The 17771-nt window shown below is 41.7% G+C and carries 15 protein-coding genes; 3 read left to right on the top strand and 12 right to left on the bottom strand.

Translation table 11 applies throughout. The annotated features are described in order from the left end of the window. Window positions 1-280: 280 nt before the first annotated feature. Genes M3206_RS13380 through M3206_RS13370 form a run of 3 tightly spaced genes read left to right on the top strand, consistent with a single transcriptional unit; the run spans window position 281 to window position 3841 of the window. Window positions 281-1678, top strand: coding sequence for a spore germination protein (locus M3206_RS13380; RefSeq protein ID WP_251313036.1), 1398 nt, complete (start codon window positions 281-283; stop codon window positions 1676-1678). Further along, the gene (locus tag M3206_RS13375) at window positions 1665-2726 is read left to right on the top strand and encodes a GerAB/ArcD/ProY family transporter (RefSeq protein WP_251313035.1); all 1062 of its coding nucleotides are present in this window, start codon (window positions 1665-1667) and stop codon (window positions 2724-2726) included. The genes M3206_RS13380 and M3206_RS13375 overlap by 14 nt, the downstream gene beginning before the upstream one ends. Further along, window positions 2723-3841, top strand: coding sequence for a Ger(x)C family spore germination protein (locus tag M3206_RS13370; protein ID WP_251313034.1), 1119 nt, complete (start codon window positions 2723-2725; stop codon window positions 3839-3841). Before M3206_RS13375 ends, M3206_RS13370 begins: the two co-directional genes overlap by 4 nt. A 367-nt stretch (window positions 3842-4208) precedes the next feature. Here M3206_RS13370 and M3206_RS13365 read toward each other — a convergent pair whose 3' ends face one another. The 12 genes from M3206_RS13365 to M3206_RS13310 form a co-directional block, all read right to left on the bottom strand. After that, a complete protein-coding gene (locus M3206_RS13365) occupies window positions 4209-5342 on the bottom strand; it encodes a Gfo/Idh/MocA family protein (RefSeq protein ID WP_251313033.1) in 1134 nt (377 codons plus the stop codon). A gap of 19 nt (window positions 5343-5361) precedes the next feature. Beyond that, on the bottom strand, window positions 5362-6387 hold the full coding sequence (locus M3206_RS13360; RefSeq protein WP_251313032.1) for a Gfo/Idh/MocA family protein: 1026 nt from the start codon (window positions 6385-6387) through the stop codon (window positions 5362-5364). A gap of 105 nt (window positions 6388-6492) precedes the next feature. Beyond that, window positions 6493-7269, bottom strand: a complete 777-nt coding sequence (locus M3206_RS13355; protein WP_251313031.1) for a sugar phosphate isomerase/epimerase family protein — start codon at window positions 7267-7269, stop codon at window positions 6493-6495. Between the two features lie 31 nt (window positions 7270-7300). Next, entirely contained in the window at window positions 7301-8389 is a 1089-nt protein-coding gene (locus tag M3206_RS13350) for a Gfo/Idh/MocA family protein (RefSeq protein ID WP_251313030.1), read from the bottom strand. 24 nt (window positions 8390-8413) lie between these two features. Then, on the bottom strand, window positions 8414-9034 hold the full coding sequence (locus tag M3206_RS13345) for a ThuA domain-containing protein (protein ID WP_251313029.1): 621 nt from the start codon (window positions 9032-9034) through the stop codon (window positions 8414-8416). Between the two features lie 10 nt (window positions 9035-9044). Beyond that, entirely contained in the window at window positions 9045-10028 is a 984-nt protein-coding gene (locus M3206_RS13340) for an ROK family protein (RefSeq protein WP_251313028.1), read from the bottom strand. Beyond that, window positions 10025-10660: a D-sedoheptulose-7-phosphate isomerase gene (locus M3206_RS13335; protein WP_251313027.1), complete on the bottom strand. Its 636-nt coding sequence runs from the start codon at window positions 10658-10660 to the stop codon at window positions 10025-10027. Before M3206_RS13335 ends, M3206_RS13340 begins: the two co-directional genes overlap by 4 nt. Before the next feature lie 11 nt (window positions 10661-10671). Beyond that, entirely contained in the window at window positions 10672-11460 is a 789-nt protein-coding gene (locus M3206_RS13330; protein WP_251313026.1) for a DeoR/GlpR family DNA-binding transcription regulator, read from the bottom strand. Window positions 11461-11493: 33 nt separating this feature from the next. Beyond that, entirely contained in the window at window positions 11494-12783 is a 1290-nt protein-coding gene (locus tag M3206_RS13325) for a four-carbon acid sugar kinase family protein (protein WP_251313025.1), read from the bottom strand. Continuing rightward, on the bottom strand, window positions 12780-13442 hold the full coding sequence (locus M3206_RS13320; protein WP_251313024.1) for a class II aldolase/adducin family protein: 663 nt from the start codon (window positions 13440-13442) through the stop codon (window positions 12780-12782). The genes M3206_RS13325 and M3206_RS13320 overlap by 4 nt, the downstream gene beginning before the upstream one ends. A gap of 12 nt (window positions 13443-13454) precedes the next feature. Beyond that, complete coding sequence (locus M3206_RS13315) at window positions 13455-15920, bottom strand: alpha-mannosidase (RefSeq protein WP_251313023.1); 2466 nt, start codon at window positions 15918-15920, stop codon at window positions 13455-13457. 28 nt (window positions 15921-15948) lie between these two features. Continuing rightward, window positions 15949-17739: an MBL fold metallo-hydrolase gene (locus M3206_RS13310; protein WP_251313022.1), complete on the bottom strand. Its 1791-nt coding sequence runs from the start codon at window positions 17737-17739 to the stop codon at window positions 15949-15951. Window positions 17740-17771 lie beyond the last annotated feature (32 nt).

The following is a 17771-nucleotide window of genomic DNA, read 5'->3' as shown; positions in this document are numbered from 1 at the left end:
AACCTCTGTTGCGTATTACGTTTTTACGGTACGTGTTTTTTTAATCTGTTACACGTTCGCTCAAAAATCTCCAGCTACGCTCAGAATCACCGATCTTCGCTCAGAATTCCCGAGTACCGCTCAAAATCCGCGAGTTACGCTCAAAACACCCTTTTTTCGCTCAAACACGTCCAAAAAGGTGCTCCTCCAGTGGCATTCTCCCCTTTTTGAATCGAATATTCACCTGGATTCACGTCTATACTGCATACTATCGACTTTTATAGAAAGAAGATGGTTGCCAATGGCTGAATCTCATGATGAATTTCTCAGTTCTGACCTAACGGAAAACTTAAAAATAATAGATGAAAAAATGAAGCTGACGGCGGACCTCAAACGAAGAAAGTTAATGTTTCATGATAAAACGTTGTTCATTCTGTATTTGGATACGATCACGGATAAAGAATCCATTGAACTTCATATTATCAATCCGATCAACAAACAAGAATCCGATAGTATTGAGAAAACGCTGGGGGCTATCCAATTTTCGATCATGACCACGTTTAAAGACATCAGCACCTCGCTCGCGGAAGGGAACTCCATTCTACTGACGGAAAACAGCAACATCGCCTATTCCATTACGACATCAGCGGATGAAAACCGCTCTGTTGAGGAATCAGTGAATGAAAAAGTAACGATGGGTGCGCATGATAGCTTTGTAGAAAGCGCAGCTACGAATATCTCGTTGCTTCGGAAACGTCTCCGTACACCTGACTTCAAAGTGGAGTATCACACGTATGGACCGGAAACGAATGTCCAAGTTGCAATTTGTTATTTGGATTCAAAAGTAAATCCGAATGTTCTTCAATCGATTAAGAGCAGGCTAGATAAAATAAAGGATAATGATCTCCTTAACTCCCGACAGATCCAAGAGACGCTTGAAGATTTCCCCTATTCACCCTTTCCGCAATCGTTACGAACGGAAAGACCGGATCGGGCAGTCTTTAATCTCTTGAATGGGAATACGGTGATTTTCCTGAACCATGAACCTTCTGCGTTAGTTACACCGATCTCCTTTTATTCATTTTTACGAAGTCCAGAAGATTATAACTCGCGCTGGTTTGTGAACTTTTTCTATTATTGCTTACGATTGCTGGCTTTTATCTTGTCGGTCACACTACCGGCGTTTTATATCGCTGTTAATGCGTATCATTCCTCGATCTTGCCGGTTAGTACATTTTATACACTGAAGCTCTCTGTACTGAATGTCCCGTTTCATCCTTTTGTTGAAGCAATCATGATGCAGATTGTGTTGGAACTTCTGAAGGAAGCATCGGTCAGGCTGCCGTCAGCTGTTGCCCAAACAATTGGTACGGTAGGGGCGATCGTCATCGGTTCTGCGATTGTTCAGACGAATTTCATTTCTAACACGATGGTCGTCGTCATTGCGATCACAGCAGTCTCATCCTTTATCATTCCGAACGGAGAAATGAGTACAAGCATGAGGCTCATGAGCTTCCCTTTAATTTTCTTAGCCGCCATGTTTGGTTTTATTGGAATTGCGTTCGGTTTGATGGTGTACACGACACACCTTGTGAAGCTGACTTCTGCCGGGAAAGCTTATGTGGAGGCACCAAATATCATTCAATCATTTTTCTCGAGAAAAAACGGAAAGGGTCAGGATGCGAATGCTCTCGAATAAGAATTTATTTTTCTTAATCATACAAGCGCAAGTCGGGATCGGAATTCTTGGCCTGCCTTATATCCTATACAACGATGTCCAGCAGGACGGCTGGATGTCCCTGCTCGTCGCGGGTGTTTTGGCACAGGGAATCTTGATTATCCTTGTCGCATTAAGCAGAACGTCACCGAAGGAAACGTTCTATGAACTCAACCATAGATTGCTCGGAACTTTTTTAGGAAAAATCGTAAACATTCTGTATATCCTGTATTTTATTTCGTTTTCCCTATTGCTCATGATCCTTGTTTCCGATGTGATCAACACCTGGATCCTTCACCGGACACCAAAATGGGCGATTATCTTATTGCTTCTGATCGCCACAACTTATATTGCGAAAGAACAGATCCTTACGATTTCAAGAACGTTTCTCTTTTTTTCCATTTTGTTTATCGGCCTGATTATTTTGCTATTCATGGTCTATCCACAAGATAATCACTTTGGAAGAATGCTGCCTATGGGGTCAAAAGATTTTACAGAGATCGTAAAAGCAAGCCCTGACGCATTCGTTTCACTCATTGGCTTCGAGATCATCCTATTCATCATGCCATTCATCAAAAATCCGAAAAAAAGTTTACTGGTTCTCACGTTTGCCAATCTATTCACCGTTCTGCTGTATGTATTCCTATTTATCACGTGTGTCATTACTTTCAGCGGCGCGCAATTCAGCTTGATCCAAGAGCCATTGTTGTACCTGTTTCGCGGTCTTTCCTTTCATTTCGTCGAAAGGATCGATATTATCTTCCTTTCCTTTTGGATCGTGCCAATATCCACCACACTTGTCGTTCAGCTCTATAATGCAAGCCTTGGCGTACAGAATTTATTTGCTATCCAGAGGAATAAATGCGTGTATCTCCTTGCGGGCATTTTGTTAGGCTTATGTTTACTGCCTGTAAGCTATTCGATAAAAGAATCTCTTTCTAGTTTCATGATCTATTTAAATATTATCTTTGTCTTTATCTTTCCGGCTTTGCTGCTCATCATCGCAAAGGTAAGGGGGATCAAAGCATGAAGAAGGTTACTAGAAAAATAAGCGTATTGCTGGTCATTCTTCCTCTATTAACAGGCTGCTGGGATCAAAGGTTAATTGTGGAACAAGAAGTGGTGAACGGGTTAAGTTTTGATCTAGAAGATAAGAAGATTAAGTCCACCATGGTCGTGCTGAACATCATCCCAAAAGGCACAGGTTTTTTTGACTTTAAAAATCAGATCTCTTCTGCTACCGGCAATTCGTTAGAAGATACCTACCGGGAACTAAGGGCGTATTATACTGGGCCATTGACCGCATCCAAATCCCGCATCGTGCTGTTCGGCGAAAGTTTTGCAAAGAAAAACTTAGATGCCTATCTCGATCTTTTCTTTAGACTGCCTGATCCTTATCTGGGGAGCAAAGTTGCCATTGTAAAGGGCAGCGAAGCGGGTGAACTCTTTACGTTAAAAGAGATCGGAACAAACCCGATCGCCTTTGGCTTGTATGAAATCATCGAAGCGGCAGAAAGCAACTCCACCGTACCAATAGGAAACTTGAACATCCTATTTACTTATTTTAATGAAGAAGGCAAAGATTTCATCCTCCCAGTCATTGAGAAAAAAGGAGAGAAGGTCGCAGTTTCAGGAGCTGGTTTGATCAGTGATAATTCCTATTCTGGAAAGATGATTTCACTAAAATCTAGTTCCTTGCTTCTGTTGTTTATGGATAAGTATGGAGAACGTGTAGATCTAGAAACCTATTTAGATGACAAAAAGAAACTAAACAATCAAGTTGGCTATCGCGTGGTGAAGGCAAAGCGGAAGATGGATTTGAAGAAAGATGGTTCAGGGTTGCCTGTGGTTGATCTTCATCTTGATCTTAAAGTCATGATTCATCAGTACCCGAGAACGGAGAAAATAAGCGATCAGCGGATGGAAGAGTTAGAAACATTAATCTCACGGGATTTAACGAAAAAATCCAAAGCGATCATGAAACAAACACAAGAAGCGAACTGTGATGTGTTAGGAATCGGTCGAAAGTTAAAGGAAACTGATCCGGAAGCTTGGAAAGCTATCGATTGGAGAGAGGCGTATCCAGAGATCAAGATTAATACGAAAGTTGACGTCGCCATTGAGAAGACGGGGATTCTTCAGTGAATTTGGGGTGTTTTGTTGGTGAGTACTGATGCAGAGTGGGTGAACAGCTATCGATGAGCAGGAAACCCCGCTGTGAACCATTTTACGGTACGTGTTTTTTTAATCTGTTACACGTTCGCTCGGAATCTTTGAGTTACGCTCAAAAATGCCGAGTTTCGCTCAAAAATGCCGAGTTTCGCTCAGAATCTTCGAGTACCGCTCAAAACACCCTTCGTTCCGCTCAAAATCCTTCTTTTTCGCTCAGAAGACCTCTAGCTGACCTTGATGAAGCTGCTCTAAGTTATAAAACCCACCACTAATGGAAAAGCACGCGCAGACGTGCTTTTCCATTTTGAATTTAATAATTTTCATTCTAAGATTACGTTTTTTAACTTAATACTTCATTTTCCTTTGTCTCGGAGTGGATCACATCATCTTGCTCGGTGAAATAAACAGCTTGGCCGGTTTTTGCAGATTGATAGATCGCTTCTAGTATTTGGGTTACAACCAAAGCTTCTTCTGGTTTGACTACAGGTTCTGTGTCGTTCTGGATACTTCCAATCCACAGTCTTGCTTCCAGATCGGCATCGCTTTCCTTTTTACCATCATAAAATGCTACCCCACCTGTATTTAAGTCTATTTGATTGGTGTACAGTCTGCCCCGATTCTCACCATTAATACGCAGGCCATCTTTCATGTCTGCACCGCCCTCTGTACCGCTTAAGGAACACTTCGCTTCATCGACTTCTAACGAGTTTAGTGCCCAGCTCGACTCTAAAAGGATTGTTGCTCCGTTTTCCATTTTAATAAAACCAAAAGCAGAATCTTCTACAGTGAATTTTTCCGGATCCCATGGTCCCCAAGCGTTTGCAGCATTTTCTTTTTGCCCGAGCTTATGGTACGCGCTTCCTAAAACCACTCTCGGCTTATAATTGTTCATCATCCAAAGGGTCAAATCCAACGCATGGGTGCCTATATCAATTAATGGTCCTCCCCCTTGCTTTTCTTCATCTAAAAATACACCCCATGTCGGGACAGCTCTACGGCGAATGGCATGTGCTTTCGCAAAGTAAATTTCCCCAAGATCACCCGCTTCACAGATTTCCTTTAAATACTGACTGTCCTTACGAAAACGGTTATTATATCCAATAGTCAATTTTTTCCCTGTTCTTTTTGCTGCTTCTATCATTCTTCGGGCTTCTTCTGTGGTTTTGGCCATCGGCTTCTCACACATCACATGTTTACCTGCTTCAAGGGCAGCAATTGAAATTTCAGCATGCGAACTGTTTGGCGTACAAACATGGACGGCATCAAGGGATTCATCATGAAGTAACGCTTGATAGTCTTCATAAACTCGAGCTTCTACAGTCCCGTATTTTGCAGCTGATTCTTCGGCTCGTTCTCTGACAATATCGCAAAAAGCTACTACCTCAACAGCATCGAGCTTTGCTAAGGATGGAAGGTGCTTTCCGTTTGCAATTCCTCCACAACCGATGATTCCAATTCGAATTTTCTTTTGCATAATGTTCTCCTCCTTTATGTTATGAATGTTGGAGAGTCGATTTCAGCTCTGTTACTGAAATTCGTCTACCCTCTTTGTTTGATAAAGCTGCTGCCTCATTTATTATCGTTAAACCTAGTACATCCTCTTTTTGAATGGAAGGCTCTCCATTTTTCCTAATACTGTCTGTCCATTGCTGGATTGGCATCGGCAACGCGGGTGGAAGCTGTTCGGGCTTGAACCAGCCGACTTGGTCACTCATCAATGAACTTTTTAAACGAATGTTACTTTCTTCAATGAGAAGAGTTCCTTCTGTTCCATAAAGCTCTAGCTGGAACGGACTAGACTTGGATAAAAAACCTGTTTCCAGTGTTCCGAGTACACCAGATTCATATTCGACTAGGACTACTGCATTATCATCTACTTCAAGACCGAGGGTATTTTGCAGATGACCAAAGACCGAAACGGCTTTGCCTGCTAGCCGGTTTGTTAAGTAAATTGGATGAGCACCTAAATCAACTAATGCTCCTCCTCCACATTGCTCTTTATTAAAAAAGTGCTGTGGCAGCCATCCTGATGACTCTTCATTAAGTGGGACCGCTCCATTGTGCGCAAGCCGACACCGAATAGTGGTTAAGTTTCCAAGCAATCCTTGATCTAAGACTTCTTGTGCATATAAATAGTAATTTTCAGTTAACCGTGGCAAAGACACCATTAGTTGAATATTCGCCTTTTCTACAGCTTTGTATATTTCTTCGCAGTCAGAAAGTGTAAATGCTAATACTTTTTCGGTAAAAATATGTTTTCCATTTTCCGCAGCAGCCAGAATTACTTCTTTATGTAGATTCGTCGGTGTGTTCACGATAACCGCATCAATGTCATTACGTCTAAGAACAACGTCAAGATCTGCCTCGAAAGGGACGGAAAGCTCTTTTGCCCACTGTTCTCCCCTTTCCTGTTGTTCATCCCATACTAGTTTGGTAGAAATATGATCGTTGTTTTCTGCTTGCTTTGCATAATCGTCTGCATGGACATGCCACCTGCTTAGTAGTGCAACATTTATCACCGTTATCACTCCTCCTTTTTGTTTTTGAATCTTTGTATTCTACTTTTCTATGACTCTTTCATCCTTGTATTCCATTACGTAAACCAAATATAAAAATGGCTAGGATTAAAATCTCTTCGCGCCTGCTCTTTCAATCATATTTTTTGTATTAGTGGCGTTTATTTTTAGTGCCTCAAAACGATCGATTTCAAATTCTTCTTGTTCAACAATAAGCCATTCCACCCCATACTTTTTACCAGCCTCAACAAATGATTCTACATCCAATTCCCCTCGTCCAACTTCTGTACTAACCTTCTTTCCATCAATGGTCTTCATATCTTTTACGTGCAGGGTAACACATTGATCCGGATAGGTATTGAGAATGTCAACCGGGTCATAACCCGAGTAAGACGCCCAATATCCATCAAGCTCTATTTTAACGAGTGAAGGGTCTACGTTCTCAAACAATAAGTCGAATCCCGTTTTCCCATCAAAAACATCAAATTCAAACTCGTGATTATGATAGCCGAACGTAAAGCCTAGTTCTTTACACCTTTCACCAACTTTATTTAGCACTTCTGCCGATCTTTTATAATCATCTGCATTCTTTCGCATCTCTTTTGGCAAGTCCGGACAGATAATGAGTTGATTGCCTATAATTTCGTGATATCCTACCATCTTTTCGAACTCACCATTCGTTAATTGATTTAGACTCACATGAGCCCCAGCACTTTTTATACCTTTTTCATCCATCACCCTTTTTAAGTCTTGAACGGGTGTATTATAAAAACCTGCGAATTGAACACCTTCATAGCCTAGATCCGCAACTCTTGATAGCGTTTTCAAAAAATCTAATTCTGCATCTTTCCAAACTGAGAACAACTGCAATCCTAATTTACCCATAAAAAACCCTCCATTCTTATTCTTCTTTCGATTAAAAATGTTTATCTTCTTTTAATGCCGCTGGTCTCTTATTCAGACGAGCTAGATGATAATGTTGTCCTTGGTTTGATGAGATATGAAATCCATGCATAATCTCCAGAACATGATACATTAACCCTCCACTTGCCCGATGATTTGTACCATTTAAGATAGCCTCCGCCATATCGGCTGCCCCAATCCCTCTGCAATTATCCGTATATGGATGTGTTAATGGAACCTCTCGCCACTCCTTTTCTCCTGCCTTCTTAAGTTTCACTGGACCGCCAAAGGTATTGGGATCAGGTACACTCACCGTCCCTGTCTCCCCATAAATTTCAATAAATGGTACATTTGCTCCCCAGATATCGAAACTAGTAATTATGGTACCTACTGCTCCATTCTCAAAATCCATAACACCGGAAATATGCGTAGGAACCTTTACAGGAAACTTTCGACCATTCTTGGTTTCACGTTCTAAAAAAGAAGTACTTGTTGAGCCCGTTACTCGTTTGACCGGTCCGATCAATGATACGAGCGCCGATAAATAATATGGACCCATATCAAACATAGGGCCGCCGCCTTCTTGATAGTAAAAATCAGGATTTGGGTGCCAGCTTTCATGACCGTGATTCATCATAAACGCTGAAGCGGCAACTGCCTTTCCAATTACACCCTCATCGATCAGCTTTCGGCATGTTTGGAGCCCACCCCCTAAAAAGGTATCAGGAGCACCGCCAATGAAAAGCTGCCTTTCATCCGCAACATCCAGCATTTTTTTAGCATCTTCGAGAGAAACAGCAAGCGGTTTTTCAACATACACATGTTTCCCAGCTTCTAATGAAGCGATTGAGACTTCTGCATGTGCTGCAGGTATCGTTAAGTTGATAATCATGTCAATGCCGGTATCTGCAAGCATATCTTCCACGCTGTACGCTTTTGATACACCATACGTCTCGGCCTTTTGTTTTGCCCGATCCACATCAAGGTCAGCACATGCAATGATTTCTAAAGATTGATAGTGAGAGACATTTTTAAAATACGTATCACTAATCACACCGCATCCAATGATTCCTGCTTTTAACTTCTGTTTGACCTGTTCCATTTTTTCACCCCTTTCACTGCAACTTTACTTGGCTGCCCATACCATTCCCTGAGTCACCATTTTGGTTACTTCTTCCCGTTCGACGAGGTCAATGGAATGGCCAAGAGCACAATAGAAAATACGCCCCTTACCAAACATCTTCGTCCAGGCAACTGGCATTCTAATATCTTCAATCGTCGTGTAAGCAATTATTTCTATCACGGGATCCACATGCATGTAATAGAGCTCAGATGTTACCGTAAAATCATGAATCCCTTCTGTCGCAGGATGAGGATGCCCCATATGGACGGTATATTCCACATTATCACCGCCAGGATGTGCTACAAATTGGCCTCCAACCATAAATTGATAGTCAGTTGCATTCCGGAACGCGTCTCCCATTCCCCCATGAATACCCGCAAGTCCAACACCGTTCCTAACTGCTTGTAATAAAGGCTGCAGCTGACCATCTGTTAGATCACCCATCGTCCAGTTTGGAACGATAAGATCTACTTGATTGATCTTTTCTTCATCTAAAAAGATATCCAGCGTATTTGAAATTTCAGCTTCAAAATCATTCTTTTTTAAAAATGCTGCAAGAATCTCTGATATTTCTTTCGGCTTATGTCCACTCCAGCCGCCAGAAACAATGAGTGCTTTTTTCATTTTTTATCCCTCACACTTTTGTTGGCAGATTTTCAAGTTCATACAAGGCAACGGAAAGACTGGCATAATCACCAACTTGTTCTCCCAGTCCGGCTGTCACAATGTCACATACAGCTAACGATTGAGGAAGCGCCTCTTTTTTTAGTGTTTCGATTACCATTGGCTCTAAAAGAGATTGCTGACGGCCATAAATACTTCCGATCACAATGCGCTCTGGATTTAACAGATCAACAAGCATAGCTAATCCACGGCCGAGCTGTCTTCCCACGTTTTTAAAAATATCAACAGCTAGAGGGTCACCCCTTTGAGCTGCTTCTCCTACTATTTTCGTAGTAATGGCAGAAAGGCAGTCTAGCGAAGAACAGATTTCAGTGGATTTTCCTTCTTGAATCCATTCCTCTGCTTTCGATTGGGCCATTAATGCGATACCGCCTCCGCTGCAGAATCCCTCAAAAGAACCCCGTTTACCATAACCAACCGGTCCATCGTGTTCTAGACGGATATGACCAACTTCTCCTGCATTATCATTTGTCCCTGTGTATAGATTGCTATTTAAAATCAGCCCTGCACCCATACCTGTTCCGAAGGTGAGGAAGATCATATTTTTGCAGCCTTTTCCTGCTCCCCACTTCCATTCTGCGAGTGCACAGGCATTTGCATCATTTTGCAATAATACTGGAACAGAAAACCTGTTTTTAATAGGCGTTATGACATCAATACGATCCCAATTATGCAGGTTTGGAGGTGATAGAACGACTCCTTTTTCACTATCAAGAGGACCACCGCAGCTAATCCCAATTGCATCAACTGACTCCATTTCCAAACTTCCTATGAGTTTCTCTAAACTATGAATCATTTGTTCCAATACCTCTTCTGGTTTCGAAGGCGTAGGGAATTGAGTTTTTCTTAAAATTTTGATAGCTTCATTCGACCATACCCCGACAGACACAGCACATTTTGTTCCACCGATATCAAAACCCGCTAAAACCTTCATTCTTCAAAAAATTCCTTTTCTAGCATCAGACATAAGGCATGATATATTAGGATATGATGTTCTTGTATATCAGGCGTAGACTCAAAAGGAACAGCGATTAACACATCGCATAGGGGTGCCATCACTCCACCCTTGCTGCCAGTAAGTCCAATTGTTTTCATCCCTTTTGCTCGTGCCACTTGCAGCGCATGAACAACGTTTGCAGAATTACCCGATGTACTTAATCCAATCAGCACATCCTCTTTGTTGCCATAGCCGAAAACTTGCTGTGCAAAGATCATATCTGCTGCTACATCGTTTGCAAATGCTGTAATCATTGCAGAGTGGCTGACGAGTGAAATCGCGGGCAATGCTCCTTGCAAGTGCCTAGACAGATAATCACCATCTTCTGGAAAAGCCTCGAAAAGTTTTTGCTTAAATGATGTATCTATAGGTCTTTTTAAGAAAAAACCCTTCATGAGTTCTCCCACAATATGTTCACAATCTGAAGCACTTCCGCCGTTTCCACATAATAGAACTTTTCCGCCTTGTCTATACGAATTTTTAAGTAGAGTAAATGCCTTTTGAACTTCAGTGATACAAACTTCTAGTTCAGAATGTTTACGATTCAGTTCATTCAGCACGGTTTCCATTCTCTTCCCCCTCATGAATGTATCGTTGATGTGATGATTACCTCTACACCGTATTTTTCGATTTCTTTTAATACAAGTTCATCTGCTTTATCACTTGTGATTAGATAATCGACATCTTCAAAGCTGCAAAATGAGACAAGGCCTGTCTTTTGAAGCTTACTATGGTCGGCCATCAATACAATTTTTTTCCCGGCTGCAGCCATCGCTTGTTTGATCTGTGCTTCATACAAATCCAAACTAGTGAACCCTTGGCGTAGTGAGATGCCAGACGCTCCTAGAAACACATAATCGGCATTATATTTTTGAATTTCCATCTGTGTTTGAGGACCTATCATACTTTTGGAATTTCTTCTTAGTTCCCCGCCAAGCATAAAGATGGATGCGCTTTCATTTTTACTGCATTCTTCAATGACATTCAAAGCATTTGTAATGACCGTTAATTGTTTAATATCGTGCAAATGTCTAGCCATGCACCACGTCGTGGATCCCGCATCCAAGATAATAATTTGACCTTCTTGAACAAATTGTGCAGCTCTTTGTCCAATCGCATCTTTCTCTGTAAAAAATTGAAGCTCCCGGAGCTGAACAGGCATAATAATATCTTGTGTTTTCTGCAAATCTTCCATTAATATAGCTCCACCGTAATTCTTTTGAACCAAGCCTTCCTTTTCGAGCTGAATTAAGTCTCTGCGGATTGTTTCCTCTGAGACTTGAAATTCATGAACCAATTCGGTTACTTTAACACTTCGTTTTTTAAATAAAATTTCTCTGATTTTATTTCGACGCTCGATGACTATCATTTCAATCCCGCCTTTTACACTGAAAATTTGCTTTCATTCGCTTTTTAAATGGGTTATGGCTTGTTCAAAAAAGTTTGGCTTTCCAAAACTCCCTGATTTTAAAACAAGAAGCAGCGGGGGTTCTGACAGGGAGATACAGGACGGGAGACCGGGTTCAATCTCCTTCCAAACTCTCATACCACGAATGTTTATCTTGCTGCATACCGCAGCTGACGTATCACCACCTGCAACCAGCAAGCGATTTTGACCTGTTTCGTGCAAGACTGTTGCTGTAATATCGGCAAGGGTCCGAGAAATAAATTGTGATAACTCTTTATTCGAAACCCCTTTTTTCAGCGCAGATTCCTTCGTCTGCTTCACCGTCTCTTTGTCATTCGATGTATGAAGTAATACATCTGATCCATCATTCAAATTCGTCATTATGTCGGAGAGTAATGCTTGAATGAAAGACGTTTGCTCCTGTGCCTCTATTAAATGCAATGTGCGTAGTTCTTTTATTTTCATTCCTTTTTCTCTCAAATACTCAATTTGGTTAGCTGTTTGAGGCATTAAACTTCCTGCTACACTAAACATGCCTTTTCGCGCAGGTAAACGCGGTAGGTTTAAAGAAACTCTTGATTTATTTTTTTCTTCTGACCATGTTTTCGGCAGTTCTTCAGCTAATGCAGAACTTCCGCAAAACACCTTAACATCTTTCGTTGCCTTCGCGATCGTTATCAGATCATCCTGAGTCGTTACATCTAAAATGACATAATTACATTGTTTTTTTATCTTTGTTAATTCCAATTGGAGCGCTTTATGTCCTTTTTGAATGACATTATAGTGAATAGATCCTACTTTTCGCTTTGTTTGGGCTTTTAATATATCTATTAAACTAGAATCATTCATCGGATGCATCGGGTCGTTTCTAAATTCAGAGTTCTCCAGCCTGTTCCCATATACATAATGAATACCGTCAATGGTTTGTCTCCCGTTCTTGGGAAATCCTACAACGACAATAGCGAAATCCTCTTCTAAAGCATCCAGCATCGCATCGAATTCAATACCGATGTTACCTCGAAATACAGAGCACGTTTTATTATAAAAATGGGTGACTCCTCCACGCTGAAGTTCTTTCGTTGCCTTGTACACCTTTTTATAAGCCGTCTTGGAATCATCAAATCGGGAGTTCGTATCCAGGATCACTACATCTGCATAAGGTTGTGATCCTGAAAAAGAAATAGATTCATCATAGGGAAAGACATCTGTTACATAGTTTGATTTCGCAAACATGATGCCTATGTCGTTTGCACCTGTTATATCATCCGCTACAACACCAATCATTTCTCTCCCCACTCCCTTCTTGGCTTATAACCGGCATAATGAAGAAAATCATCTATGGTTTTATTTGATAAAGGCTGCAATCGTATCTTATCGTGGTTTACTTTAATGTGCATTTTACAAGCCATCTCAAGAGTTTCAAGAGCCATTATTGCTTCTTTTATGTTCGTATCAAAAACAAGTACCCCATGGTTCTCTAAAAGAAGAACGTTTGCGCTTTTTGCCTTTTTTCTTACTGCTTCCGCTAAATTGTTAGAACCTGGATGATGATAAGCTACTCGTTCAACACGCTCTAAGTAGTACATGGATTCAATGAATAAATCATTCTTTACTTCCAGATTAGAACAAGCAACGAGTGTACTATAAAAGGGAGAAGCGTGAAGAACGGCTGAAATATCTGGCCGTTCCTCATAGATCGCACGATGCATCGGAAGTTCCTTTGAGGGCTTTCGCTTATAACCCTCAGACTTATCAAACGTACATTCTACAAAATCATGCTCTGCAAGCTCTCCAAGGTAAGTTCCGCTCGCCGTAATCAAAAGGGACTCCTCTGATGTCCGGGCGCTTATATTCCCTGCTGTCCCCCATGCAAGGTTATTTCCCATCATATATCGGCCGACTTGCTGCAACTGTCCACGAACTTGGTTTGTTTCCACAATCATGTTGATTCTCTCCTACTCACTCCATTCCAAAAGGTTTGTTTCGATCACCGCTTGTCTTTTATCTTTTGGAATGCGGAAGGTTTTAATTTCACAAGGATGGAACGATGCTTCAATGGTACGCTCCCACTTTGGCAATTCAATCGTTGCATCCGTAGCGCGATTTGTGGTCTCATAACAGCGAATGATTAAGTCATCATTATCCTCTGCTTTCTTGATGACAGAGACAACGACATTTTCCACGTCCACATACAAAAAGGAATCACTTTGTGGCAGATCACCTTTATGGTATGTCTCTATAATACTTACCGGTTTTTGATTCAGCTCAGCAGCTCGTTGTACGGTTCCTGCGGTTTCCCAGTTTCCTTCATGCGGGAACAGGGAGTAAGTGAAGTTTTGTATGCCTTGGTCAATAAAGGAATAATGGCCATCTTCTTTAGGAATGAGCGGATCATGATGTGCATAAATCGGACTTCTAAGTACGGTTATGCTCATCTCTTTATTGTGAATATCAAAGCTGTACTTTCCGTCGTTCAATAAACTAAGCCCATACATTTCTCCTGTAGGCTGATGTGTGCCGGAGAGATCAATCCAGCTTTGTCCAGGCTCTTCTTCTCCATTACATTCTCGAACGATATGACCATATGGAATTTCATACGTCCCCTTCCGGAAAATAAGATTCACCGGAAATTTCAGCTTCAGCATTTTAAATTGTTCTTGCCAATTTACCGTGACCGAGACGTCAATTTGATTGATTTCTCGATACATCGTGAAATTTTGTACCAATGTCGATTTACCGTATTCACTAATGACCCGGATGACTGATTTAACAGGTCCATGCTCAACACGTTGAACGCTCTTCGCTTTAAACTCACCTATTTCCTTGTGGAAGTGAAGCACATTGTGAGACCACGTATCACTTTTATCCTCAATCACAACGGGTCTTGCGGCAGGTCCATCCAGTAACTCCACATTTTTGTTTTTGTCATAAAGATTTGTAACAAATCCGGTCTTCGGGTCAATCTCCACTCGGTATGTTTCGTTTTCGAGTAGATGATCGTTCGCCTTAATGGTTGGAAAATCGGTTATGGATGGCCCTTTAACAATCTTGTAAACGCGATATCCGACTGGTGGCAGATCAGCCAAAAAGCTAATACGGTATCTTCCACCAGAAGTTGCCCATGACTGGACAGTTTGTAAAGCGATCTCGTTTCCTTTATCATCGACTAATCGATCGGTTGGCTTTAAGCCACCTACCTCAAGTTCCACATTCACTTTGCAGTTCCACGAATGCGGGTTGAATACCACAATTGGCTTCATACCCTCTTCTTCTTCAATATCAATGTGCCATGAAAGGGATTGAACCGCATAATTTAAACCTCGGCTACCAATCGACATCGCTTCCCCATGCATGTTGCGAGCATCTTCATAGGCTTCTTCGAGACTCGTCCCTGCCAAAATATCGTGAAATTGGTTAAAAAGAACGTTCTTCCAAGCTAGATGGAAGTCTACAGGATAACATTGACCCGTAGTCCACTTTGCAACAGCAGAAAACTTTTCTGCTGAGGCTAAGAGATTCTCTGCTTCGCGGTTCCATTTTTTTATGCCTGAATGAACGGCATAACAACCACTCGCATGATGTTGAAAATCATCATGAACAATCGGCAGCGGCAAGTCCTTTTCAGAAACCTCTTCAAAAAACCGATTAGGGGTGCTAAACACAAGTGTCGGAAAGGCTGAATCAGCGTTTAACCGGTATATGCTTTCAATATTTTCTTTAGTTGGTCCTCCACCGTGGTTACCTACGCCATAAAAGCACATTAAATCATCAAAAGGTGCCCGTAACTCTCCTGCTGTTCGGCGAACATGAACGTCTAATTCCTTGCCCCATGTGCAATATTCAAACGGTATCCGGTACGTTAGTACACGGGACCCATCATCTGATTCCCACCAAAACACTCTGTTTGGAAGACCTTTTTCCTGAGGCGAGGGTCTCATGAACACATAATGGTCCATCCCGCTCTTCTTCAAGATCTGCGGAAGCATCCCGTGGTGGCCGAAGCTATCCACGTTATAACCTACTTTAGCGGTTACCCCAAACTTTTCTTGAAAATAATGCTGCCCGTATAGTCCTTGACGTACAAAGGACTCACCACTAGGAATATTACAGTCAGGCTGAACCCACCAACCACCTACGATTTCCCATCTTCCTTGTTTGATTCGTTCTTTAATTTCTTCAAACATGTCAGGTTCATTGTTTTCAATCCATTCATAGTTAGCAGCTGAGCTTGAGGTGAAAACGAAATCGTCATATTCATTCATCCGGTCTAAAGCAGAACGAAAAGTTGCTTTTGTTTCCTGAAAGCCCTCTTGCCACTGCCATAACCATACCGGGTCTAAGTGAGCATTGCCGATCATATGCAGTGTTTGATTGTTCGTTTGTTGCGACTGTTTTCTTTTTTCTACCGTAAGTTTGTTCACGTCCATATACCTCCTTTATTTCCTTTTGTTATTTCACGGTAACGAGTGCTTCAGCCAGTTGACCAAACGGCCGCTCCCCGATTGTGATATCTGCTGCGATTCTCGCCCTTCTCATTGTTTGACCAGATGCAGGGGTGATCGTAACCGACACACTCTTTCGTTCCAGTCCGCCGATTCGAATAGGGAAATTCCCTTTTTGAACGTTCCATCCAGCAGGAACAATCACTTGGATATCTACGTCACTTTCTGAAGTAAAGGGATTTTTCACATCAATCCCGATGTTAAACGGTTGTCCGCTATAAACATAAGACTGATAGGGAGTAATTCTGGCACCGATTCCTCCAGCTCCCAAGTCTACTTGTTCTAACGGCAGCAGATCCTGATGGAGACGTTCAAGAGCATGGCCACTTTCTAGAATCCTGTTTAAATACTCCTGTGTAACAAATACTGGATCTGAGTGCCCCGAGATAAGAAGATCCGGGCGAATTGCTTGATAAAGCTCTGCACTTTGACGATAATCCCAGATTCGAAAGCCATTTTGATACACATAATTCCATTCTTCACCTTCATATTGGTCTCCCATAGCGAGTACACGTTTTCCATCCACTTCAAAAACAATGGCGACCGCATAAAGGGTATGGCCCGATTGCTCATACAGTGTAAATTCGTATTCTTCCCACTTTATCGTGGTTCGAAGGGGAAGTATTTGATCCACTTTAATGGAATCGTACCAAAGGCATGGAAGATCATAGTTCTTAGGATTTTCTAATACATCAGCAAAATTTTCAGGACACCAGACTTTTGTTCCCTCCACATCACGCAGTAGATTCATCCCCGCCACATGATCATCATGGTAGTGAGTTGGTATCACAACGTCGATCTTCTTAACACCGTAATCTTTCTTTAACTTTTGTATCGTATACAGCCATGGTCTTCTAGCGGCCCTGTCACTTCCTGATGCTATGCCGCCGATAAAGTCATATCCAAAATCAATGATGAGAGCGCTCCCACTTTTAGATAAAAGCACATAGGAGTTTGCAAGGCTTGTCCGATTCTTTAGCAAGTGAGGTGTTATGTTTTCATAAGGCTTTTCTCTAAACTTAAAAAGTCTTGGATTTTGGTTTCGGTATCCCAAAAGTTCACCAAACCGTTCAACGAGAAGATCAATTGCTGCATTCGGCTCTCTCATGATATCTCCATGTGAAGGAAGCAGCATATCTGGCTTTTTCTCCTTCAAATCTAGTAAAGATAAAATACTAAAGGGTACACCTTCTGCTCCGTTATACGACCATTGAGTAGCAGCCATTGACCATACCTTTCCTGGAGATGAAATCAGATCACCTGTAAAAGCTAGCTTCGTTCCATCAATTGTTGTAAGCAAGCTGATCGAACCTGTCGTGTGACCAGGAGTAGGGACGATCGCAAAGTCATAGCCTGCAAATGAGTAAGTGGCATAGTCTTGTAAAGTTCCTGAGACAAAAACCGAGTTTAATAGAGAGAAACGATCCTGCCTCATGTTGTAATTATTATCAATTTCGCGGGATTGCCAATGAGCATCTACGTCTGAAAATAAATCCTGCTCTGCATGAGGTACCCAGATTTTTATCCCCTCAGCTTCAGCCCGCTCTAGACCTTGTCCTTGATCACGGTGATGATGGGTCATAAGCACATCTGTCACTCTCTTAACCCCAATCGAAACCAAATGATCCAGCACATCACCTTTTCCAAAATCGATAAGTATAGCATTTTCTCCTTTTTTGACCACATACACATGACACGTATCCGAATAGAGGTAAACGTTCTCAGTAATTCTTATCAAGGAAACCACCACTTCTTTTAAAGAATATTGCT

It is taken from the genome of Fictibacillus phosphorivorans (assembly GCF_023715845.1).
Classification (GTDB): domain Bacteria; phylum Bacillota; class Bacilli; order Bacillales; family Fictibacillaceae; genus Fictibacillus; species Fictibacillus phosphorivorans_D.
This window is presented reverse-complemented; position numbering and strand designations above follow the sequence as displayed.